Origin of the sequence: Caenibius tardaugens NBRC 16725, assembly GCF_003860345.1 — a bacterium.
Classification (GTDB): domain Bacteria; phylum Pseudomonadota; class Alphaproteobacteria; order Sphingomonadales; family Sphingomonadaceae; genus Caenibius; species Caenibius tardaugens.
In genome coordinates, this window is the sequence record NZ_CP034179.1 from 2,035,301 (window position 1) to 2,058,130 (window position 22,830).

The 22,830-nt window shown below is 63.5% G+C and carries 21 protein-coding genes; 9 read left to right on the top strand and 12 right to left on the bottom strand.

What is annotated here, in order from left to right:
* Positions 1-97 precede the first annotated feature (97 nt).
* The gene (locus tag EGO55_RS09400) at positions 98-1,363 is read right to left on the bottom strand and encodes an ABC transporter permease (protein ID WP_021689673.1); all 1,266 of its coding nucleotides are present in this window, start codon (positions 1,361-1,363) and stop codon (positions 98-100) included.
* Complete coding sequence (locus EGO55_RS09405; protein WP_052023646.1) at positions 1,360-2,358, bottom strand: ABC transporter ATP-binding protein; 999 nt, start codon at positions 2,356-2,358, stop codon at positions 1,360-1,362. The genes EGO55_RS09400 and EGO55_RS09405 overlap by 4 nt, the downstream gene beginning before the upstream one ends.
* A gap of 45 nt (positions 2,359-2,403) precedes the next feature.
* On the opposite strand from EGO55_RS09405, the gene queG reads away from it, so the two are divergent.
* On the top strand, positions 2,404-3,480 hold the full coding sequence (gene queG / locus EGO55_RS09410; protein WP_021689671.1) for a tRNA epoxyqueuosine(34) reductase QueG: 1,077 nt from the start codon (positions 2,404-2,406) through the stop codon (positions 3,478-3,480).
* Here queG and EGO55_RS09415 read toward each other — a convergent pair.
* From EGO55_RS09415 to EGO55_RS09430, 4 genes are all read right to left on the bottom strand, one after another.
* Positions 3,464-4,690 carry an NAD(P)/FAD-dependent oxidoreductase gene (locus EGO55_RS09415; protein WP_021689670.1) on the bottom strand — a complete coding sequence of 409 codons (1,227 nt, stop codon included), beginning with the start codon at positions 4,688-4,690 and terminating at the stop codon, positions 3,464-3,466. The genes queG and EGO55_RS09415 overlap by 17 nt on opposite strands.
* Before the next feature lie 75 nt (positions 4,691-4,765).
* Positions 4,766-5,749 carry an LLM class flavin-dependent oxidoreductase gene (locus EGO55_RS09420; RefSeq protein WP_021689669.1) on the bottom strand — a complete coding sequence of 328 codons (984 nt, stop codon included), beginning with the start codon at positions 5,747-5,749 and terminating at the stop codon, positions 4,766-4,768.
* Positions 5,746-6,615 (bottom strand): tetratricopeptide repeat protein, encoded by an 870-nt coding sequence (locus EGO55_RS09425; RefSeq protein ID WP_040715399.1) that lies wholly within the window; start codon positions 6,613-6,615, stop codon positions 5,746-5,748. The genes EGO55_RS09420 and EGO55_RS09425 overlap by 4 nt, the downstream gene beginning before the upstream one ends.
* Before the next feature lie 2 nt (positions 6,616-6,617).
* Complete coding sequence (locus EGO55_RS09430) at positions 6,618-7,367, bottom strand: alpha/beta hydrolase (protein WP_021689667.1); 750 nt, start codon at positions 7,365-7,367, stop codon at positions 6,618-6,620.
* 76 nt (positions 7,368-7,443) lie between these two features.
* Here EGO55_RS09430 and thrS point away from each other — a divergent pair, with 76 nt between their 5' ends.
* Positions 7,444-9,435 carry a threonine--tRNA ligase gene (gene thrS / locus EGO55_RS09435; RefSeq protein WP_021689666.1) on the top strand — a complete coding sequence of 664 codons (1,992 nt, stop codon included), beginning with the start codon at positions 7,444-7,446 and terminating at the stop codon, positions 9,433-9,435.
* A gap of 251 nt (positions 9,436-9,686) precedes the next feature.
* Here the strand turns inward: thrS and EGO55_RS09440 are convergent, their stop codons facing one another.
* Entirely contained in the window at positions 9,687-10,673 is a 987-nt protein-coding gene (locus EGO55_RS09440) for an agmatine deiminase family protein (RefSeq protein ID WP_021689665.1), read from the bottom strand.
* Positions 10,674-10,695: 22 nt separating this feature from the next.
* Positions 10,696-12,390 (bottom strand): M28 family metallopeptidase, encoded by a 1,695-nt coding sequence (locus EGO55_RS09445; protein WP_021689664.1) that lies wholly within the window; start codon positions 12,388-12,390, stop codon positions 10,696-10,698.
* 105 nt (positions 12,391-12,495) lie between these two features.
* On the opposite strand from EGO55_RS09445, the gene EGO55_RS09450 reads away from it, so the two are divergent.
* The 4 genes from EGO55_RS09450 to EGO55_RS09465 all read left to right on the top strand — a co-directional run bounded on the left by EGO55_RS09450 (position 12,496) and on the right by EGO55_RS09465 (position 17,294).
* Entirely contained in the window at positions 12,496-15,213 is a 2,718-nt protein-coding gene (locus EGO55_RS09450; protein ID WP_021689663.1) for a bifunctional [glutamine synthetase] adenylyltransferase/[glutamine synthetase]-adenylyl-L-tyrosine phosphorylase, read from the top strand.
* The gene (locus EGO55_RS09455; RefSeq protein ID WP_021689662.1) at positions 15,206-15,679 is read left to right on the top strand and encodes a peroxiredoxin; all 474 of its coding nucleotides are present in this window, start codon (positions 15,206-15,208) and stop codon (positions 15,677-15,679) included. The genes EGO55_RS09450 and EGO55_RS09455 overlap by 8 nt, the downstream gene beginning before the upstream one ends.
* A 24-nt stretch (positions 15,680-15,703) precedes the next feature.
* The gene (locus EGO55_RS09460; protein WP_021689661.1) at positions 15,704-16,495 is read left to right on the top strand and encodes a ferritin-like domain-containing protein; all 792 of its coding nucleotides are present in this window, start codon (positions 15,704-15,706) and stop codon (positions 16,493-16,495) included.
* 151 nt (positions 16,496-16,646) lie between these two features.
* Positions 16,647-17,294 carry a M23 family metallopeptidase gene (locus tag EGO55_RS09465; protein WP_021689660.1) on the top strand — a complete coding sequence of 216 codons (648 nt, stop codon included), beginning with the start codon at positions 16,647-16,649 and terminating at the stop codon, positions 17,292-17,294.
* A 165-nt stretch (positions 17,295-17,459) separates the two neighbouring features.
* Here EGO55_RS09465 and EGO55_RS09470 read toward each other — a convergent pair whose 3' ends face one another.
* Complete coding sequence (locus EGO55_RS09470) at positions 17,460-18,347, bottom strand: UTP--glucose-1-phosphate uridylyltransferase (RefSeq protein WP_021689659.1); 888 nt, start codon at positions 18,345-18,347, stop codon at positions 17,460-17,462.
* An 84-nt stretch (positions 18,348-18,431) separates the two neighbouring features.
* On the opposite strand from EGO55_RS09470, the gene murA reads away from it, so the two are divergent.
* Positions 18,432-19,715, top strand: a complete 1,284-nt coding sequence (murA, locus tag EGO55_RS09475) for a UDP-N-acetylglucosamine 1-carboxyvinyltransferase (protein ID WP_040715391.1) — start codon at positions 18,432-18,434, stop codon at positions 19,713-19,715.
* A 64-nt stretch (positions 19,716-19,779) separates the two neighbouring features.
* Complete coding sequence (locus tag EGO55_RS09480) at positions 19,780-20,028, top strand: hypothetical protein (RefSeq protein WP_021689657.1); 249 nt, start codon at positions 19,780-19,782, stop codon at positions 20,026-20,028.
* On the opposite strand, the gene EGO55_RS09485 is transcribed toward EGO55_RS09480, so the two are convergent.
* From EGO55_RS09485 to EGO55_RS09495, 3 genes are all read right to left on the bottom strand, one after another.
* Positions 20,022-20,270, bottom strand: coding sequence for a ribbon-helix-helix domain-containing protein (locus EGO55_RS09485; RefSeq protein WP_021689656.1), 249 nt, complete (start codon positions 20,268-20,270; stop codon positions 20,022-20,024). The genes EGO55_RS09480 and EGO55_RS09485 overlap by 7 nt on opposite strands.
* A 79-nt stretch (positions 20,271-20,349) precedes the next feature.
* A complete protein-coding gene (gene phbB, locus EGO55_RS09490; RefSeq protein WP_021689655.1) occupies positions 20,350-21,072 on the bottom strand; it encodes an acetoacetyl-CoA reductase in 723 nt (240 codons plus the stop codon).
* A 120-nt stretch (positions 21,073-21,192) separates the two neighbouring features.
* Entirely contained in the window at positions 21,193-21,951 is a 759-nt protein-coding gene (locus EGO55_RS09495) for a hypothetical protein (protein ID WP_021689654.1), read from the bottom strand.
* Positions 21,952-22,398: 447 nt separating this feature from the next.
* On the opposite strand from EGO55_RS09495, the gene EGO55_RS09500 reads away from it, so the two are divergent.
* A complete protein-coding gene (locus EGO55_RS09500; RefSeq protein ID WP_040715389.1) occupies positions 22,399-22,812 on the top strand; it encodes a DUF3576 domain-containing protein in 414 nt (137 codons plus the stop codon).
* Positions 22,813-22,830 lie beyond the last annotated feature (18 nt).

Here is a 22,830-nt window from a genome sequence, read left to right on the forward strand (position 1 = left end):
TCGTGCTCTTCTGGCGTCGCCGGGCACAGGGCCACACGCCGGCCAGACGATGGGCGCGGGGTGGGGCTGATACGCTTCGTCCCAGCCTAGGCGCGCATCAGCGCGGCTGGGCGCTAACTTTATCAGCGGGTTGGGCCTCATCAGGGGTGCGGGCGAACAGGTTTCGCAGCGCAGAACCCAGCCCACCGCGTTTCCCGCGGGCGCCCGCCGATTTCATTACCCGCCGCCGGAACATCGCGGCGCCTGTGCGGACGAATATACCCACGGCCAATGCCTGCCACAGCAACGCCGCGATATGCGGCCACAACGCAGGTTCGCGGGCGGCGCGAGCCAGCATGGCGAACGGTGAACTGAGGGGAAATGCGATAGCGGCCCATTCCACCGGTCCGTCGGGCTGGGTCAGGGCGTAGCTGGCAAAGAAGAACACGATCAGTTGCAGCATGGTGACCGGCATCGAAAGCGTTTGCACGTCGCGCACGGTGGCCGCCATCGCCCCGATCGCAAGGAAGATCGAGCCCAGCAGCAGATAGGCCATACCGAAATAGGCGACACCCAGCAGCAGAAAGCGGGGCCAGCCGACCGCGGGGACGGGAAGGGCGGGAAGGCTGTGTCCGGCCAGCGCGAACAGCGCGCCACCCACCGCCGTCCACACCGCGATACCGACCAGAGAAACCCCCAGCATGGCAAAGAGTTTGCCGAGAAACACTGCATCCATCGGAATGGCGGCGGCAAGAATCTCAATGACCTTGTTGCCTTTTTCTTCCACGAGATTGGATAGCACCATGCCCGCCAACAGCATGGTCAGCAGGAACAGCAAGGTTTGCGCGGCCTGTGCCGTGCGCAGGCGGCCACTGTTTTCCTTGGCGCCACTGGTTGCGATGGCCGACAGGGTGACGGTCGGGAATTCCCGGGCGTTGCCCGCGATTGCTTCGGCCGCCAGCAGCGAGATCGGTCCCTGCCAGTGGTCGATGGCATCACCCGGCCCGGTCAGCACCGGCTGGCTGAGTGTACCGCTGATAATGGCAGCCCAGTTCGCGCCGGGGCGGGTCAGTTCCGTGCCGGGATCGGCGGCCGCGCCGTTGACCGGGCGCATGGCGGGCAGATTTCCGCCTAGCCGGGGCGCGAGCCGTTCATGCGCGGCGATCAGGGCATCGCGATCGGGCGCGGACATGGCGATCCCGATTACGGGCCCTTCCGTCTGTGCGACACGAACCCCGATAGAGCCGGCCATGGCCCCGACAATCACCGGAAACAGCGGGCCGAGCAGGAAGAAGAAGAAGGCGCGGCTGAACAGGACCGCCACGAAATCGCGCCAGGCGATAACGAAAGCCGCCTGAAACAGCGAAAGACGGGCCGGGTTCATTGTGCGTCTCCTTCCTCGCCATCGGATTCGAGCGCACGGGCCGCCGCTTCGCCAGCAATGGCGACGAAGGCATCGTGGAGGCCAGCGCGTTCGATGGAGAGCGAGAGAATCCCTGCATCGCCTTCGATCAGGGCGCGCAGCAGCGGTTCGACCCCGCTGGCGGGCAGCGAGAAGTTCCAGAAGGTGCTGCCGCCCGGCTTCGATTCGGCGCGTGCATCGGCAGGCAGCGCCCGGCGCCACGGGCCGTCAGACACGCGCGTTTCCAGCCGGACCTGTGGCGGGATGCGGTCGCGCGCCACATCGACATCCCCGGCAAACGGCACTTTGCCCCCGGCAATGATGGCAATGCCTTCGCACAGACGTTCGGCATGAGCGATCACGTGGGTGGAGAAAATCACGGTGGTGCCATCGTCCGCAAGGCCGCGAATCATCCGTTCCAGCTTGCCCTGATTCAGCGCGTCGAGACCGGAAAAAGGTTCATCGAACACCACCAGTCGGGGCCGGTGCACCAGCGATCCGAGCAGTTGCACCGTCTGGGCCATCCCTTTGGACAAGTGGCGTATCTGCTTGTCAGCGGCATGGCCCAGGCCATGGCGTTCGAGCAGTTCGCGCCCGCGCAGGCGCCCTTCTTTCAGAGGAAGCCCCCGCAGCGCCCCCATGAAAGCGATCGCTTCACTGGCTTTCATCGTCGGGTAAAGCCCGCGTTCTTCAGGGAGATAGCCGATCAGCCGGGCGATTTCGTGCGGGCGATCATGGCCGAACACGCGGCGCACCCCGGCGTCGGGATCGATAATCCCCAACAGCATGCGCAAGGTGGTGGTCTTGCCAGCGCCGTTCGGCCCGAGAATGCCGTATATCGCCCCTTCGGGGACCGCGATATCCACCCCGTCCACGGCCAGCGTGTCGCCGAAACGCTTGACCAGCCCCCGTGCCTCGATCGCCAGTGGACGCTGTGTGTTGCCCACGGCAAACTGTTCGCCTAGCTCCATTTTCATCCTTTGTCCGATATCGCCGGGGAATGAAGGGGAGATACAGGAAGTTTGGTTAACAATACCGCCACTAATGCTCTGAAGGATCGGTTTATCGCCGAGGCGCGGCGGCAAGGCTTCGTCGCGATCGGGTTCGCCCCGGCGGTGGACGATGCTTTGCGCGGGCAACGGCTGGATGCGTGGCTCGCAGATGGAGCGCACGGCGATATGGGGTGGATGGCCGATCGCGCGGATGTCCGGCGTGGCCCGGCCGCCATGTGGCCCGAAGCACGCAGCGTGATCGCCCTGGGGATGAGCTATGCCCCGGCGATAGACCCGATGGCCCTGGACGGCGTGCCCGATCGTGCGCGCATATCCACTTATGCGCAGGGCGCGGATTATCACGATGTCATGAAAAAGGCGCTCAAGCGGTTGGCGCGCTGGCTGGTCGCCGAAGCGGCGCAGGATGGGTTGGGGGAGATCCGGCTCAAGCTGTTCGTCGATACCGCGCCCGTCATGGAAAAGCCGCTGGCGGCGCAGGCCGGGCTTGGCTGGCAGGGCAAACATACCAATCTGGTAAGCCGCACACATGGCAGCTGGCTGTTCCTCGGCGCGATCTATTGCACGATCGATTTCCCGGCGGATGCGCCGCACGACGATCGTTGCGGATCATGCGATGCGTGCCAGCAGGCATGCCCCACGGCGGCGTTCCCCGCACCCTATCAGCTCGATGCCCGGCGCTGTATCAGTTACCTGACGATCGAGCTGAAAGGGCCGATCCCCCGCGAATTCCGCAAGGCGATGGGCAACCGCATCTATGGTTGCGACGATTGTCTGGCGGCCTGCCCGTGGAACAAGTTCGCCCAGGTGGGGGCCCGCAACCGCGCGTTCCTGCCGCGCGCCGAATTGACCGCGCCGCGGCTGGCAGAGCTTCTGACTTTGGACGACGCCGGGTTTCGCGCGCTGTTTTCCGGTTCGCCGATCAAACGCATCGGGCGCGACCGGTTCGTCCGCAATTGCCTGATCGCTGCAGGCAACAGCGGCGATCAGGCCCTGCTTGCACCCGTTGCCGCGCTGGTGGCCGATCCCGATCCCGTGGTGGCGGAAGCGGCCGCGTGGGCGCTGGCGGAACTTACAGCAGTTCCTTGAGCGGGGTGCCGGTATCGGCGAGTTGCTCCGCCGTGAGTATGGCGCCAGCTTCCACCAGCTTGCGGCCCTGCACATAGTCCTTGACCGCATTGACGCAGTCGAGCGCGATGACCTTGCCACCCTTGAGATAGATCACCGAGAAACTGCGGGTGGCCGGATCGCCGCGCAACACCGTCTGGTCATGCCCGATGGATAGCCCGGCGGTCTGCAGCTTGAGATCGAACTGGTTCGACCAGAACCACGGCAGCGCGTGATAGGGATGCTGTTCGCCGAGGATATCCTTGACCGCGGTATTGGCCATATCGTTGGCGTTCTGCACCGATTCCAGCCGGATAACCGCGCCGTCGGCAAAAGCATTGGCATGGGCGGCGCAATCGCCGATCGCATAGATATCCGGCAGGGATGTGCGGCAGAACTGATCGACATCCACCCCGTTGGCACCGGCGGCGCCGGCGGCAATCAATGGCGCAACCGCAGGCACGATGCCGATTCCGACAACCACCATGTCGGCGGGCAGCACTTCGCCGCTGGCCAGCTTCACGCCGGTCACCTTGCCGCTTACGCCTTCGAGGCTGTCAATCGCGACATCGAGGCGGAGATCGACGCCTTTGCCGAGATGTTCGTTCTGATAGAATTCGGAAAGCTGTTCACCGGCAACACGGGCCAGAACCCGGGGCAGGGCTTCCAGCAAGGTGACCGAGCAACCCAGCTTGGTCAGCACGGCTGCGGCTTCCAGCCCGATATAGCCGCCGCCGATCACCACGATCCGTTTGGCGCCGCCATCGAGTTCGGCCATCATGCGATCGGCATCGGCGCGATCGCGCACGCCGTGAACGCCTTCCAGATCGCCACCTGGCAACGGCAGACGGCGCGGGTCGCCGCCTGTCGCCCAGATCAGCTTGCCATATTCGACTGTCGATCCATCCGCGAGCGTAAGTGTATGCGCCGCCGGATCGACTGCCGTGACCGTGGAATTGAGACGCAGGTCGATATCCTTGTCGGCCCAGAACTGCGGCGGACGGATATAGATCCGTTCGAATTCCTTCTCGCGCGCGAAATATTCCTTGGACAGGGGTGGCCGTTCGTAAGGGGGTTCGCTGTCGCGGCCGATCATCATGACCGAGCCTTCGAACTTGTTCTGCCTTAGCGCGATGGCGGCCTGTGCCCCACCATGACCCGCGCCGACGATGACGATATCTGCCTTGTCCATGGCGCGTTGACTTGGCGTAAATCCGCGCGCCGTCAAGTCCCCAAGGTGCGCCATGACTGAAAGTACAGGAAGTAATCAGCCCGAAAGCGCATCTTTCGTCAGCACGAGGCCATGTCGCCGTGCCGCCGGGTCGAAAGTTGCCCCTGACAGAATCAGTTCGTCCGCTTGCGTGCGTTCGAGAAAGCGCCCGATGGCCGCGCGCACGGTGGCGGGGCTGCCGACGGCTGCTGCCTGCCCGACATGGGCCAGCATCGCCTGCGCTTGAATCGGCAGGCTTTCCCGGTAATCGGGGAGCGGCGGGAGAATCTTGCCCGGTTGCCCGGTGCGCAGCGCCACGTACATCTGTTCCTGCGAACTGGCGAGAATCTGTGCTTCGCGATCGGTTTCCGCCGTGAACACCGTCATCCCCGCCATGACATGGGGGCGGTCGAGCTGTTCGGACGGGACGAACCTGTCGCGGTAAAGCGTCAGCGCCGCATCGAGGTGATCAGGCGCGAAATGGCTGGCGAAAGCATAGGGCATGCCCAGTTGCGCCGCCAGTTGGGCGCCGAACAGGCTGGAGCCGAGCATCCACATTTCGACATTCGCCCCCCAGCCGGGGTTGGGCTTCAGCGCAACGTCCGCTTTGCCTTCGAAATAGGTGCGCAGGTCGATCACGTCCTGCGGGAAGTATTCGGCCGCCTGACCGATATTCTTGCGCATGGCATTGGCGATGCGCCCATCGGCGCCCGGTGCCCGGCCAAGGCCCAGATCGATCCGCCCCGGAAACAGCGCGTCCAGTGTGCCGAACTGTTCCGCGATCACGAAAGGATTGTGATTGGGCAGCATGATTCCGCCCGATCCAATGCGGATTGTGCGGGTGGCATGGCCGATATGCGCCAGCACGACCGATGTCGCCGCCCCGCCGATTCCGTCCATCGCGTGGTGTTCCGCGATCCAGAACCGGGCATAGCCCTGTTCTTCGGCGATCTGCGCCAGCGCAGCACTGGCCAGCATGGCATCGCGCGGGGTGCAGCCTTCGCTGACGGGAACAGTATCGAGAATGGAAATCGGGATCATGGTTTGTCCAACTGGGCAATATAGGACTGCGCAATCTGGGCTTCGGGGCTGGCGGGATCGGCGTCCACCACCGATTTCCAGCTCTTGCGCGCGGCATCTTCGCGGCCTGACAGCATGGCGATGACCCCTGCTTCCAGCCCGATTTCAAGATCCACCGGGCGCAGCGCCGCGGCCTTTTCGATATAGCCTTGCGCTTCGGCCAGTTTGCCTTCGCGGCGGGCCAACGTGGCCGACAGCAGCCAGGCATCGGCATTGTTGGGGCCAGCCTGCCGGGCGGTGGCCAGCGCTTCGCCGGTTTCGGCAAGGCGGCCAAGATTGGCAAGTGCCCGGGCGCGATCGATGGCAATGCCTGCGATCAGGGCATTGTCGCCGCTGTTGACCGCACCGGTGCTGGCGAGATCGAGCGAGGCGAGCGCCGCGTCATAGCGTTCTTCCGCAAGCGCGGCATTGCCCGCCATGGCGGCAAGGCGGGCCCGTTGCACGGTTTCGGTGACCGGCAGGACTTCACGCCCCTGCTGGAAAGCATATTCAGCTTCCTGCCAGCTGCCGAGCTGGGCCAGCGCCGCGCCGAGGCACTGATAGGCAAAGGCCTTCGCTCCGCCCTTGCTTTCGGAGAGCCAGTCGCCCGCCGTCTTGATCGCATTGTCGGGATCGGACTGCGCCTGATGGAGGCAGGTCTGCAGCCGGTCGGATGTGGCATCCGGGGCCGGCGCGGCCACCGTTTCGGTGGGCTTCGAAGCGGAGGGCGCGGGCCGCCGCCGTTTGGCGGGCTGGCTGTCGGATGCCGTGGGCGGCAGGCCGGACACATCGGGCGGGGTCAACGCGGGCGTTGCGGTATGGGCCAGAAGCGGAAGAAGCAGGGACATGATCATGTGCGGGCAGTTCCGGGCAGGGCCGCGATCGTCCGCAGCATCAGATCGATGTCGGACTCGCGGGAGAAGCGATGTTCGCCGTCCTTGACCAGAATGACCTGCACATCGGGTGAACGCAGGCGTTCCGCCAGCCGCAAGGCGATGTGCCACGGCACATCCGCGTCATTCTGCCCATGCAGCAAGCGCACCGGGCACGTGATCGGGATATCCGATTCGAGCTGCAGCGATTGTTCGCCATCCTGCCAGAATCCGGCGTGAGTCGGCGTTGGTTCCGGGCCGTAGGGGTTGTCCTCGTACACGGTTTCTCCGGCCGCGAGCCGCGCCTTGTCCGCCTCCGTCGTGCCCCAGCGGGTGAAATCGGGCGCGGCGGCAATGCCGACAAGCCCTGCCAGCCGGTTGCCCAGCATGCGTCCGACAAGCAGCATCAGCCAGCCGCCCATGGACGATCCGATCAGCACGACCGGCTGTTGCGGAAGGTAGGCATCGATCAGCGCCAGCACTTCCTCGCGCCAGCGCGACAGCGTGCCATCGGCAAAGCTGCCCGGGCTTTCGCCGCAGCCGGAATAGTCGAGCAGCAGGCATGCACGGCCCTGATCCCGCGCCCAGTCGAACACGGCGGTGGCCTTGCCGCCCGCCATGTCGGACATGTAGCCGGGCAGAAAGACCAGTGCCGGGCCGGGCCCGGCGGTAAAGCGACAGGCGATTTTTCGCCCGTCTGGCATATCGTGGAACAGGATGTCGTTCATGCCACAGTCCATGCGAGGAATCGCCCGGTGCTACAAGAGCGTTGAGGCGAAGGGCTGCCCCGGCTAAGGGCGCTGCATGTCAGAATTGCTCAAGATCAGCCTCCCCGATGGTTCCGTGCGCGAAATGGCGCCCGGATCGACCCCTGCCGATGTCGCCGCAGCGATCGGGCCGGGCCTGGCCAAGGCCGCCCTCGCCGCCCGTATCGATGGTGAACTGGTTGATTTGACTAGACCTTTCACAGGCGATGCGCAGCTTGCACTGGTCACCGCACGTGACGAGGCTGATGCGCTGGAACTGGCCCGGCACGATTATGCCCATATTCTGGCCGAAGCGGTGCAGGAACTGTTCCCCGGTACGCAAATCACGTTCGGCCCATCGACCGACGATGGATTCTACTATGATTTTGCGCCGAAGGACCGGCCTTTCACCGAAGAAGACCTGCCCGCGATCGAAGAAAAGATGCGCGCGATCATCGCCGCCAACAAGCCGCTGCGCCGCGAAGTCTGGAGCCGCGAGGATCTGATCGCGCGCTGGCAGGCCGAAGGGGAAAGCTTCAAGGCCGAATGGGCCGCCGAACTGCCCGAGGGTGAGGAGCTGAGCGTGTACTGGTCGGGCGATGACTGGCTGGACATGTGCCGTGGCCCGCACTTGCCTTCCACGGGCAAGCTTGATCCCAGGGCGTTCAAGCTGACGCGGGTATCGGGCGCCTATTGGCGTGGCGATCAGAAGAACGCGATGCTCAGCCGCATTTACGGCACCGGCTGGCTTAACAAGAAACAGCTCGACGAACATCTGCACCGGCTGGAAGAAGCGGCCAAGCGCGACCACCGCAAGCTGGGCACGGAAATGGATCTGTTCCATCTCCAGCAGGAAGCGCATGGCAGCGTGTTCTGGCATCCCAAGGGCTATGTGATCTGGCGCGAACTCGAAGCCTATATGCGCCGTGCCATCGATGCGGCGGGTTACAAGGAAGTGAAGACCCCGCAGGTGATGGATGCACGCCAGTGGGAACAATCGGGCCACTGGGGCAAATATCGCGAAAACATGTTCGTGATCCCCGATGAAGTGCCCAATGTCGATGATGAAGGGCCGATCATTTCGGGCGATGCCGAATGGATGGCGCTGAAGCCGATGAACTGCCCCGCGCACGTGCTGATTTTCCGGCAGGGCATCAAATCCTACCGCGATCTGCCGCTGCGCATTTATGAAAACGGCTGCTGCCACCGCAACGAACCGCATGGGGCGCTGCATGGCCTGATGCGCGTGCGCCAGTTCACGCAGGACGATGCGCATATCTTCTGCCGTGAAGATCAGATCGTGGCCGAAGTGCAGGCCTTCTGCGAACTGGCGGACCGGATTTATAAGGATTTCGGCTTCACTTACGCGATCAAGCTGGCGCTGCGCCCCGAAAACCGCTTCGGCACCGAAGAAATGTGGGATCAGGCCGAAACCGAACTGCGCGATGCCGTTGTTCGTGCCGGTCTGGCGAGCGCGGACTATGGCTGGGAAGAACTGCCGGGCGAAGGGGCCTTCTATGCGCCCAAGCTGGAATGGCACCTGACCGATGCGATTGGCCGGACCTGGCAGGTCGGCACGATCCAGTCGGATCGCGTGCTGCCCGAACGGCTCGACGCCAGCTATGTTGCCGAAGATGGCGGCCGCCATCGCCCGGTCATGCTGCACCGCGCGATCTTCGGGTCTTATGAACGGTTTATCGGCATTCTGATCGAACACTTCGCGGGCAAGCTGCCGGTGTGGCTGGCCCCGGTGCAGGCCGTGGTCGCCACGATCGTGTCCGATGCGGATGACTATGCGAAAGACGTCACCGCGAAACTGCGCGCGGCAGGCATTCGGGTGGAATCCGATCTGCGTAACGAGAAGATCAACTACAAGGTGCGTGAACATTCGGTGGCGAAAGTCCCGCATCTGCTGGTGGTCGGCAAACGCGAGGCGGACGAAGGCACCGTGGCGGTGCGCACTTTGGGCGAACAGCATCAGAAGATGATGAGCCTCGACGATGCGATTGCCATGCTGCAGCAAGAGGCCACCGCACCGGACCTGCGTTGATCAGGGCGGCCCTTGGTTCACCCGAAATGCGCGGGATATTGGGGGCATCGAGGGGGGACTGATCCCCGCCGGGCGGTTCCTGTCAGAAAGGCAGCGCGCGCCCGGCCAGTATCAGCGCCAGGGCGCAGCCGCAGACAATCGCCATGCGCAGCAGTTCCAGCGCGGATAGCGATCGCAAGGCAAGGATGGCCTGTTTCCCCATGGCACCACTGTGGCACCATGGGGTTAGGAAAGCGTTAAATGCACCGCTCTCAGGCTGGGCCAGACGGCATCTGCTGACTGGCGCAATGGAAGCCACCGCCGCCCGCAAGGACTGCATCGCCCGGCAGGCCGATGGTGTCGCGATCGGGGAACAGCGCGGCCACGGCGGCGACACCATCGGCATCGTGCGGTGATCCAAAGGTCGGCACGACCACCAGGTGGCTGGTGATGGTAAAGTTCATGTAGCTTGCCGGTTCGATCCGCCCGTCGGTTTCGATCCGGCCGGGCGATGGCATATCGCGCACTGTCACGCCGAATGCTGTCGCCCGCGCGCGGGCGTCGGCATAGATCGTGGCATTGGGATCGTCCGCGCCGGTCGCCACCGGCAGGGCCAGCGTATTGGGCGCGACAAAGCGGGCGAGATTGTCGACATGGCCATCGGTGTGATCGTTGATCAGCCCGTCGCCCAGCCACAACACGCGGTCAAACCCCAGATCGCGCGCCAAACGCGCTTCGATCTCGCCGCGCGAAAGCTGCGGATTGCGATTGGGGTTGAGCAGGCACTGCTCGGTCGTGGCGACCAGCCCGGTGCCATCGCCATCCACGGCCCCGCCTTCGAGAATCCAGTCCGCCAGATCCACGTCCAGCCCCGCTTCGCCCGCCAGTTCGGCGCCGATGGTCTGGTCGCCGTCCATCAGGTATTTTTCGCCCCAGCCGTTGAAGCCGAAACGCCGCGCACGTGCCGCGCCGGCTGCGTCCTGCACCACCAGCGGACCGGTATCGCGCAGCCAGATATCGCCATAGACGCGCTGCTCAACGATCACCTTGGCGCTGACCAGTTCGCGCGCGCGCGCGGCATTGGCCGCATCCCGCACCAGCAGGCGGGTTTCCTGCCCGCTTTCCGCCACGGCGCTGGCGAATGCGGCGATCTGTTCCTGCGCGCGGGGCAGCGACGCGGGCCATTCTTCGGGATCGTGGGGAAAGCCGATCCACAACCAGTCCTGTGGCGCCCATTCGGGCGGCATGCGAAAAGTCATCGTGTGTCTGTTCCTGTATGTGTCAGCAGCCGCCCGGCGCGGCGCAGCTTGCATCGCGGATGCGGCGGAATTCATCGCCCTTGTTCCAGTTGGGCCATTCGCGGGTTTCGGCAAGCATACGCCCCACCAGATAGTTGAGCTGGAGGTCTTGTGCCACCCCGCGCCAGTCCCATGCCGGATCGTATTCATCACCCGGCGCGTGATAGCGGTTTTCGTAAGCGCGCGCATAGGCCGCCCCTGCCGCCTGCCCGCCGTGCACAAGATCTTCCCCGCCATCGAAATAGAGCATCGGCACGCCGCGCTTGGCAAAACTGAAGTGGTCCGACCGGTAGTAGAAACCCTTCTCCGGCGAACGATCCGGGGTGGCCCGGCGCCCCTCTTTCGCCAAGGCCGCGGCGAGATAGGCATCCAGCCGGGATTTGCCGTTGCCGACCACGATCACGTCTTTTGCCGGGCCAGCCAGCGAAAGCGCATCCATATTGATCCCGGCGACAGTCTGCGCCAGCGGGAATACCGGATGGGTGGCGTAATAGTCCGACCCCAGCAGGCCCTGTTCCTCTGCCGTGACTGCGATAAAGGCGATGCTGCGGGCAGGTGCCCCCGCTTTGGCAAAGGCTTCGGCCAAGGTGACCAGCGCGGCCGTGCCGGTGGCGTTGTCGATCGCGCCGTTGCAGATGTCATCGCCCGTGGCATCGGCCGGACAGCGCCCGAGATGATCCCAGTGCGCGGTGTAGAGAACGTATTCGTTGGGGCGCGAGACACCCGGCAGCACACCGATGACATTGCGCGAGGTATAGCGGCGGATCGCGTTGTCGAATCCGGTCTTCGCGGTCAGTCGCAGGGGCACGGCGCGGAAGCCCGGTTTTCCGGCAGCCTGCACCAGACCGTCGAGATTCTGCCCTGCCGCGGCAAGGATGGTTCTGGCGGCATCTTTCTGGACCCAGCCGTTGACCAGCGCTTCCCCCTTCCCGCCATCATCGCGCGCGGCATAGGATTGTGGCCCCGACCATCCCGATTGCACCACGTTCCAGCCATAGGCGGCTGGAATGGTATCGTGCACGATCAGTGCGGCGGCGGCCCCCTGCCGCGCGGCTTCCTCGAACTTGTAGGTCCAGCGCCCGTAATAGGTCATGGCCTTGCCACCAAACAGGCCCTTGGTATTGCCCGATGCGTGATCCGGATCGTTGATCAGGATGACGGCGGTTTTTCCGCGCATGTCGATCCCGGCATAGTCGTTCCAGCCTTTTTCCGGGGCATTGATCCCGTATCCGACAAAGACCAGCTCGCTCTGCAACAGATCGATGCGCTTTTGCGTGCGGTAACTGACCCCGACCCAGTCGGTCCCGAAATCGTAGCGCAGCGGTTCGTCCGCACCCTCGATCACCAGCGGATCGTAGCGTGAGGCGGTGATTTCGACCAGCGGCACATCCTGAAACCAGCTTGCCCGCTTGGCCACGCGATTGCCGGGTTTCAGCCCGGCCGCCGTGAAACGTTGCACCAGATAGGCCAGCGTCTTTTCTTCACCCGGTGTCCCGGGCGCGCGGCCTTCGAACGCGTCGGAGGAAAGGGTCCGGGTGACCTCCTGCATGGTCTCGATGGCGATCGGCCCGTTTGCCACCTGCGGCAGCGGCGGGCCGGACGCTTGTGGCACGTCGCCGGACGCGGCGCAGGCGGCCAGGCCCAGCGCGGCGATCAGGACGGCAAAACGGCGGATCATCGGGCACCCATTCCTTGTGCGATGGTATACCTTCTGTGACAGACCGCGTGGCTGTGAACAAGCGCGGGTCTTGCTCTTGCGCGCGGTGTCGGGCAGGCGTTGCGCATGAGCGCCGATTGGGACAATGCGATTGCGAGAGCCAGGGCATACTCGCCGTTTCTGACGCTGGGGCTGGATCGCCAGCCTGAGCTGGAAGCACTGCTCGCCGCCGGGCGGCGGGACGAGGCGCTGGCCTGGGCGCGGAGCGCGGGCGCGCATGAAGAAAATCCCGGCATTGCCTTGCGTCGTGAACGGTGGGGGCTGGCCACGGCACTGGCGATCGGCGATCTTGCCGGAGCCTTTTCGCTGACCGAAGTGATGGAGACGCTGTCCAGTTTTGCCGACCGTGCGCTGGATGTGGCGATCGACGCGGCGATTCGCGAGCGTGCCCCCGATGCCGATCCGGAAGGGTTCTTCGCCATCGGGCTGGGCAAGCACGGCGCGCGCGAATTGAACTATTCGTCGGATATCGATCCCATTCTGCTTTACGATCCGCAGGCATTGCCCCGCCGCGAACGGGATGAACCGGGCGAGGCGGCGCAGCGTGTTGCCCGGCGCCTGGTGGAAATGCTCTCGCACCTCACTGCGGATGGCTATGTGTTCCGGGTCGATTTGCGGTTGCGCCCTGCTTCTGAAGTATCCCCGCTGGCGATTTCGGTGGGTGCGGCGCTGACGCATTACGAATCGTCGGCCCTCGCATGGGAACGGGCGGCCTTTATTCGTTCGCGGGCCGCAGCCGGTGATGTTCCGCGCGGGGAAGAATTTCTCGGCGCGATCCGCCCCTTCGTCTGGCGCAAGAGCCTCGATTTCGGCGCGATTGCAGAGATCGGGCGGCTGATCGGCCGTATCCGGTCGCATTACGGCGGACCGGTCGTGCCGGGGCCGGGATACGATCTGAAGCGCGGGCGCGGCGGGATTCGCGAGATCGAATTCTTCGCCCAGACGCATCAACTGATTCACGGCGGGCGGCGCCCGTCGCTGCGCGTGCGGGGCACACGGGCCGCGCTCGATGCGCTGGCGGACGAAGGCATTATTGCGGCAGAAGATGCGCAGGTTCTGGGCGACAGTTACGATCGCCTGCGGGTGGTGGAGCACCGGCTGCAGATGGTTTCCGATCATCAGGTGCACAATCTGCCGAAAGACTCCGCGGCGCTGGATGGCGTCGCGCGGCTGGATGGCTTGCCCGATGGCGCGGCCCTGCTGGCGGAATTGACCGTTATCACCGACGCGGTCGGGCAGCGCTTCGATTCGCTGCTGGAACAGACGGGGCAGACCGCAGGCGGCGCGGCCGGGTCTGCCTTGCCGGAAAGCGGGAATCTGGCGGACCGCCTGGGGGCCTTGGGTTTTGCCAAGCCTGATGATGTCGCCGCGCGGGTGGCCAGTTGGTCCGATGGACGCGTGCGGGCCTTGCGCAGCGAAGCCGCCCGTGCGGCCTTTGCCGCGATTGAACCCACGCTGCTCGCCGCGCTGGCTGCGGCGCCTGATCCCGATGGTGCGCTGCTGCGCTGGGAAACCTTTTTGGTTAAATTACCAACTGGTGTTAACCTATTCCGCTTGTTGGAGGCGCGCCCCGGCCTGTTTGCGCAGCTTCTCGGCATTCTCACCATGTCTCCGCCGCTGGCCGAAGCACTGGTACGGCGGCCCGATCTGCTGGATGCGCTGATCGACACCACCGCGCTCGATCTGCCCGGTTCGGTGGAAGAACTGGCCGCGCGCATGGCGCGGTGCGAAGAGGGTGACGATTATCAGGCGATTCTCGACCGTGTGCGCCGCGTCGTGGGCGAAGTGCGCTTCGCGCTGGGCGTGCAACTGATCGAGGCGGCGAACGATCCGCTGGCCATTGCAGAGGCGCTGGCGCGGACGGCCGAGGCCGCGTTGCAGGTCTGCGCCAATGCCACGTGCGAGGAATTCGCCGCAAATCACGGCCATGTTCCGGGATCGGAATTGCTGGTCATGGGGCTGGGCCGATTTGGCGGTGGTGCGCTGACCCACGCGTCCGATCTCGACATCGTCTACCTGTTCACCGACGGCGCGGGCGGGGAATCCGATGGGCGCAGGCCGCTGGGCGCATCACTCTATTTCAATCGGCTGGCCCAACGGGTCAGCGCCGCGCTGAGCGTCCCGACAGCGGAAGGCGCGCTATACGAAGTCGACACGCGTTTGCGGCCGCAAGGCGCGCAGGGGCCGCTGGCCGTCAGTCTCGAGAGCTTCGCGCGCTATCAGCGCGAGGATGCGTGGACGTGGGAGCATATGGCGCTGGCGCGGGCTCGCCCGCTCTATGGCTCGGAAGCCGGGAAAACCGCGCTGTCGGATGTGATCCGCAGGGTGCTGGGTGCCCCGCGCGATCCGGTCAAGCTGAAGCAGGACGTGTTGAAGATGCGCGACGAAATGGCCGCGCACAAACAGCCCAAGGGCGTGCTCGATGCCAAGCTGGCGCGGGGCGGGCTGGTGGATGTGGAGTTCATGATCCACTATCTTCAGCTACGCGACCATGTCGGTTTTTCGCCTGACGTATTCGGCGCGCGCGACGCGCTGATTGACGCCGGGCTACTGCCCATGGCGCTGCGCGATGCGCATATTCTGATGACCCGGCTGTTGATCAGCTCGCGCCTGCTGGCGCCCGACGCGGCCATGCCGCCCCCGGCTGCGGCGCTCGCCCTGGCGCGCAATTGCGGCTGCGCGGATTCGACGGCGCTGTTGCAGCAATTTGCCGCGGCGCGGCGCTGTGTTGCCGCCGCATGGCAAGAGACATTTGGCCAAGTTCTGGAGATCGATGATGAGTAACCGCCCCGATATTGGCGACCTGGTGCCGGACATCGCGCTGGAAACGCCCGGAGGCGCAAGCGTCAAACCGTCCGCCTATCGCGGGAAGCCACTGGTCCTGTTCTTCTATCCGAAGGACGATACCCCCGGCTGCACCACCGAAAACAAGGATTTCAGCGCATTGGCGGGCGATTTCGCCAAGGCCGGGGTTGCCTTGCTGGGGGTGAGCAAGGATGCCCCCGCGCGCCATCAGAAATTCATCGCAAAGCATGATCTGGCCGTGTCCCTCGCATCCGATCCGATTGTCGACGGGCTTGCCGATGCCTTGGGCATCTGGGTCGAGAAGAACATGTATGGCCGGACTTACATGGGCATGGAACGCACGACTTATCTCGTCGATGCCGAAGGGCGGATTGTCCGGGTCTGGCGCAAGGTCAAGGTCAAGGACCATGCCGCCCAAGTGCTGGAGGCGGCGCGGGCGCTCTGACGCTGTTCCTGCCCCCGGTCTATCATGTCCGCTTCCCTTGGTGCTGCCCTGCGTTCCGTTCTTCTCACTGCCGATCCCGGCGGCAAGGTCATGGCCGCGCGGGCGGTGGCGCGTGACTGGCGGCTCGGCCGCCTCGATTTCACTTTCGATGTGGCTATGCCGGACAGCCCCGCACGGCCTGCCCGGCCGGAACTGCTCCCCCCGAATCGTATGCCGAAGCGCGGGCGCGGCGGGTCGGAACGCGGGCGAATCGCCCTGTGGCATGCGCTGGCGCATATCGAATTCGTCGCCATCGATCTGGCGATCGATATGGCCGGCCGCTTCGGTGCACAGATGGGGCCCGGCTTTGTCGGCGATTTTCTGTCAGTCGCCGCGGATGAAGCGATGCATTTCGCCATTCTGCAACGCCATCTCCGGGTGCTGGGCAGCACTTATGGCGATTTGCCCGCGCATGCCGGATTGTGGGAGGCGGCGGAAAAGACACGCCACGATGTCGCCGCGCGGCTGGCCGTGGTGCCGATGGTGCTCGAAGCGCGCGGACTCGACGTCACGCCCGCCACGATTACCCGTGTTCTGGACAGCGGGGACGTTACCGGTTCGCGTATCCTGCAAAGAATACTTGACGACGAAATTCGTCATGTGCGGATCGGCACAACGCATTTCGTCGCATGGTGCGCAAATAAGCAAAAAGCACCGGAATCTCATTGGAAAGAGCTGGTCGGGCGGTACTTTGGCGGCGCGATTAAGCCGCCATTCAACGACTCAGCGCGTCTTGCAGCCGGTTTGTCGCGAGATTTCTACGCAGCCATTGCCTGAGTCGATTCCGTCAAGTTAGAACAAACTCACGAGACGGCGGGGGGTTCCATCGTCTTCATTCATTTTTTTCCGGGACCGGGATCTGGTCGTGGAAAACGGGTTAGCGCGGCATCCAGCGTGGTGCCGGAAAAAGAGGACGATGCGGCGAGACATGATTTTCCCGATCGCAAAGAAGCTCACTTCCGCACTTGTTGCTTTGGCTGGTGCAATGATCGTGATGGCGGCTGCTCCGGCACACGCATCGGACGGTTCCAGCTTTAACGAAGGTGACACCCAGTTCCGCAAGCTGTTCTCCAGCTGGGAAGACATGGATGCACCGGCGGTGATCACCAACGCTGCCAAAGTGGCCGTTCCCTCGCGTATGCCGGTTGAAAACGTGCGGCTCTCCAGCGATTACGGCATGCGTACACACCCCGTGCTTGGCGGTCGCCGCGCACACAAGGGCGTGGATCTCGCTGGCCCGACCGGAACCCCGGTCTATGCGACCGCCGATGGCACCGTGGGCATGGCCCAGTGGTTCAGCAGCTACGGCAACTATATCCAGATCGAACATGGCGCAGGTCTCCAGACCCGTTATGGCCACCTTTCGGGTTACACTGTGGCCGCTGGCCAACGGGTCCGCAAAGGCGACCTGATCGGCTATATCGGTTCGACCGGCCGTTCCACCGGCCCGCATCTGCACTACGAAGTCCGTGTGGCCGGCGTTGCCGTCAACCCGATCCCCTATATGGTCGAAACCACAGCCCAGCAGGCTTTCGCTCTGGCGCGCGGCGAAGGTGGCAAGGGCGGCCCCGAATAAGTTTCCAAACAATCGGAATGACAGACGGCCCGGGCAAGTCCCGGGCCTTGTCATATATACGGCCCGCGTAACGCCCGGTGCCCTGCTTCCATCCGTGCCCCGGATTGGGCCCCGAATTGCGCAGCGAACGGAACACCGCGGCGTGGATATATGCGGGCTTGTGCCCTAGCTGGCGAGCAGCCGTTCCACCATGGCCCGTACATCTGCGCCCATATCTTCCCGTTCGAGCGCGAGGGACAGTGTCGCTTCCACGAAGCCGAGCTTGCTGCCGCAGTCGAAGCGGCGGCCATCGAACGTCACCGCGTGAAAGGGTTGGGTGCCGATCATGCGGGCCATCGCATCGGTCAGCTGGATTTCGCCGCCCGCACCCTTTTCCTGATTTTCGAGCGTCCGCATCACTTCGGGCTGCAGGATATAGCGCCCTGATATGATCTTGTTGGAGGGTGCCTGATCCACGGGTGGTTTTTCAACCAGCCCTTTGACTTCGGTCAGTTTCCCGCAGAGCCTGTCCAGCGTGGGGCCGGGATCGATCACGCCATAACTGGACACTTCGTGGCGGGGAACTTCCAGCACGCTAATCAGATTGCCGCCGACTTCATGATAGGCGTCGATCATCTGCTTCATGCAGCCGGGCGAACCGATCATCAGTTCATCGGGCAGGAAAATGGCAAACGGATCGTCGCCGACAATGGCGCGCGCGCACCAGATGGCGTGGCCCAGCCCAAGCGGCACCTGCTGTCGCACGGCGATCACATCGCCCGGCACGGCCCGGGTTGGTTCGAGTACGGCCATGTCCTTATCGCGTTCGCGCAGCATCGATTCCAGTTCAAACGCCACATCGAAATGTTCGACGATCGAGGTCTTGCCGCGCCCGGTGACGAAGATCATCTGTTCGATGCCCGCCTCGCGCGCTTCATCCACCGCATACTGGATCAGCGGCCGATCGACGATCGGCAGCATTTCCTTCGGAATAACCTTGGTTGCCGGAAGGAAGCGTGTGCCCAATCCTGCGACAGGGAAGACGGCTTTTCTGATCGGTTTACGTTTCGTCATACTGGCAGAGGTAGGCGGTGGGTTTAGACGGCGTCAACTGCGCACTTGCCTTGCTCCGGCTGGAAATCGCGCTAAATGCTGTCCATGGACAAGATCATTATTGAAGGCGGGAAACGCCTTTCGGGCACCATTCCCGTTTCGGGCGCGAAGAATGCCGCTCTCACCCTGCTTCCTTGCGCGCTGCTGACGGAAGAGCCGCTGACATTGCGGAATCTGCCGCGTCTGGCGGATATTGACGGTTTCCAGCATCTGATGACGCAATTCGGGGTGTCCACCGCAATTGCCGGTGCGCGGCCTGAAGATTTCGGCCGGGTGATGACGTTGCAGGCCACGCGCGTCACCTCCACCACCGCGCCCTATGATCTGGTGCGCAAGATGCGCGCGTCGATTCTGGTGCTGGGGCCGATGCTGGCGCGTGCGGGTGAGGCGACCGTTTCGCTCCCCGGCGGGTGCGCCATTGGCAACCGCCCGATCGATCTGCATCTCAAGGTTCTCGAAGCGATCGGCGCCCAGATCGAACTGGCAGCCGGGTATGTTCGGGCGATTGCGCCGGATGGCGGCTTGCCCGGTGGCCGGTACACGTTCCCGGTGGTCTCGGTCGGGGCGACGGAAAATGCCCTGATGGCCGCAGTTCTCGCGCGGGGCACCAGCACGTTCCACAACGCGGCGCGTGAACCCGAAATCATCGATCTGTGCCGTATGCTCGAAGCGATGGGCGCCCAGATCGAAGGTATCGGGACATCGGATCTGACCGTGCATGGGGTCGAACGGTTGCACGGCGCCACCTATCGGGTGATGTCCGACCGGATCGAAGCCGGGAGCTATGCCTGCGCTGCCGCGATTACCGGCGGTGAAGTCACCCTGAAAGGCGCCAATTTCGAAGAAATGGAAGCCACGGTGCAGGTCTTGCGCGATGCGGGCGTTACCGTAGAGGCGGTTGACGGCGGCATGCATGTTTCCGCCGATGGGCCAATCAGGCCGGTCACCGCGTCGACCGCGCCCTACCCCGGCTTTGCCACGGACATGCAGGCGCAATTGATGGCGCTGCTGTGCCGCGCGGAAGGGACCAGTGTCCTGACCGAAACCATTTTCGAAAACCGTTACATGCACGTACCCGAACTGAACCGCATGGGGGCGAATATCGAAACCTCGGGTCGCACGGCGATCGTGCATGGGGTTCCGAAGCTTACGGGTGCCGAAGTCATGGCAACCGATCTGCGCGCATCGATGAGCCTGGTGATCGCCGGTCTGGCGGCGGAAGGCCAGACGCAGGTGCATCGCCTGTATCACCTCGATCGTGGATATGAACGGCTGGAAGAGAAACTCTCTCTGCTGGGCGCTCAGGTGGAGCGTGTGGGCGACGGCTAGGTCTTATATATCGGAGCTTCTCTGCCTCTCATGCGTTGAACGGCAAAGCAGAGGAGTTTCGACTATGAGCTTTATGATCAAACTCGCAGCGCTTGCTGCCGCAGGTTATGCCGGTTTTCGCTATCTATCCGGCAAGAAGAGCCATAGCGGCCAGCCCGCGTTTGCTAGTGGCGAAACCGACAAGGAAAACTTTTCCCAGGTACGCGATGCGGGGCCCAAGGCCATGCGCGACAAACCGAAACGCGAATGGACGACCGCCGACCAACAATCGGATGAAAGTTTTCCGGCAAGCGATCCGCCCGGCAATTACTGAGAGATCGTGCCCGCGCGTAATTGCGCCACCAGCCAAAGGCGCAGGGCACCCGCCAGTCCGGGCGGCGTTTCGGCCTGAATGCGTTCCGAATCGATTCGCGCAATCAGCGCGTTGAGCGGAATGCCGAGCCGGGCAGAGGCCTCTTTCAGCATGTCCCAGAAAACCGGTTCGAGACTGATGGATGTCTTGTGTCCGGCAATCTCCACGGACCGTTTCACCGGAGGATGATAATGCGTGGCCATGCTGTGTCCTGCCCGGCGCGCGAACGGGGATCAAGCACTATGAAAGTGCCGGACGGATGCCCGGCACTTTCCTCGCTGATCAGTACATGTGTTGTCCGCCGTTGATCGACATGGTCGAACCGGTGACGAAGGTCGCGTCATCCGCTGTGAAGAAGCTGACGCCGCGGGCAATTTCCGAGGCATGGCCGAGGCGCCCGATGGGAATGCGCGCGATGATTTTGTCCAGCACCGGTTGGGGCACTGCGGCGACCATATCGGTATCGATATAACCGGGTGCGATGGCGTTGACGGTTACGCCGAACTTTGCGCCTTCCTGCGCCAATGCCTTGGTGAATCCGTGAATGCCTGATTTCGCGGCAGCATAGTTGACCTGCCCATATTGGCCCGCCTGACCATTGACGGAGCCGATATTGACGACGCGGCCCCAGCCGCGGTCCCGCATTCCGGGGAATGTCGCCTTGGCCATGTTGAAGCAGCCGCCGAGGTTGATCCGGATCACGTCATCCCAGTCTTCCCAGCTCATCTTGTGCAAGACACCATCGCGCGTGACCCCGGCGTTGTTCACGACGATATCGATCGGCCCGATCTCGGCCTCGATCCGTTTGCAGCCTTCCATGGTGGCGGCGTGATCACCCACATCCCATCGGTATGCCGGTATGCCTGTTCTATCGGTAAAAGCGCGCGCCTTGTCATCGTTGCCGGCATAGTTGGCAACGACGGTCCGTCCCTGCTCCTTGAGTGCAAGGCAAATGCCTTCACCAATGCCGCGCGTACCGCCCGTAACGATAGCCACTTTCGCCATAAAGGCTCCTCTCTGTTGGTCCCAACAGGAAGGAGAGTATGCAAACGGCCATGACCCGGCAAGCGCACAATGGCGCATAAAGTTATTTAGATGATGTTTTTTGGATGAACCGAATTTCGCTTAGAAACGGAACTGGGTACCGACGTAAACGGCCTGGCTTTCCTGATCGGTCAGCGGGCCGAGACGATCGCGTTCCTGCGAATATCGCACACCGGCCGTCACATCGAGATTGCGGGTGACGCGGTAACTGCCGCCGACATCAAGCCGTTGGCCATTCATCGCTTCCAACGTGCGCGGTGCGCGGCCTGTGGGGCCCTGTTCTTCAATATCGATATGCGCGGAGAAGCGGCCCGGCTTGGCCGTTGCTTCGCCCTTGCCCGATTTGAAGGTGGACAGATCGGGCATATCGATCTTGCGCAGTTCGCTCTGTTGCAGAACCGGCTGTGCGAAGCTGCGATAATCGCGGGCCATACCCAGATCGTAACGGGTCGGCGTGATCAGAACCGTGTTCTGGCCGACTTTGCCCTGTGCCGCGGCAATCGTGGTGCGCACGGAAATCGCGCGCGCCACCTTGTCATCCACGCGCACGGCGACGGTCACCGAACGGTCCGGACGGTTGAACCCGCCCGCCGGGGTAAAGCGCATCAGACGTCCGCCTGTGGCGCCATGTTCCGCCACCAGCCTGGCCATGCGAGGATCGACCGACGCCGGTGTGAAGGATGCGAAGCTGCCGCGTGCGGCGAGGCTGACACTTTTGCTGTTCGAACCGACAAGGGCGAAGCCCGCGCTGGGGATAGCAAGTGCAAGGGCCACGGTGGCACCGAGCATCGCTGCGGAAATACCGCTGCGTAGCTTGGCCTTGTGAACCCTGTTGGACACTTTTACGTCACCTCTTTTACCTGCCAACCCGTTGATTTCGGGTGGCGGCTCCCCAATACTATTGCGAGAACGTTTGCCCCTGCCTTGCCCTGTCGACTCGACGGTCTTGGGGCAGGGAGATGTTCTTCCGATATACAATACGCAATCTGTCGCGAAATTCCAGCCTTTGCGGCCATTCGCTGAGTCTTTTTGCGAACTGTTGCAAAGGGCACACAAAATCGCGTTGCGATGTTCCCGGTCCGGCGGGCTTATGTGCATTTCTCATGGCTTGTTCCCGGCCGTCTGGCCGTTGGCCCTTGCCGCCGCGCACCTGTGGGCTATAGAGGCGAACCCATGACTGGCGGGAGTCCCTAGTGCGGCTGCTGCCCCATTCGATACGGGAACACGGTCTTGAATATTGTCAGCAGCAAACCCCGCACCCATTTTGCCCGCCGCGCTGGCCAGGCTCTGCTTGTCGCCGCCGCGCTTGCCAGCCTTGGCGCATGCGGCAAGAAAGAGCGGCCGAAGGCCGATATCGCAGCCGCCAAGGTCACCACGATCGGCGTGAATGCCTATCTCTGGAAAGCCAGCCTCGAAACACTCTCGTTCATGCCCTTGCTCCAGACGGACAGTGCTGGCGGCGTGATCGTGACGGACTGGTACGCCAATCCCCGCAATCCGGCGGAACGCATGAAAGTATCCGTGACGATTCTGGATCAGGATCTGCGCGCCGATGCTCTGCGTGTTGCAGCCAGCCGCCAGGTCGCGGTCGGTGGCGGAACCTGGGTGGAAGCGCCGATTGAGGCCGCTACGATCCAGAAGCTGGAAGATATCATTCTGACCAAGGCGCGTGAATTGCGGCGGTCGGCTATCGCCGGCTGACGCCGCGCGGGCGATACA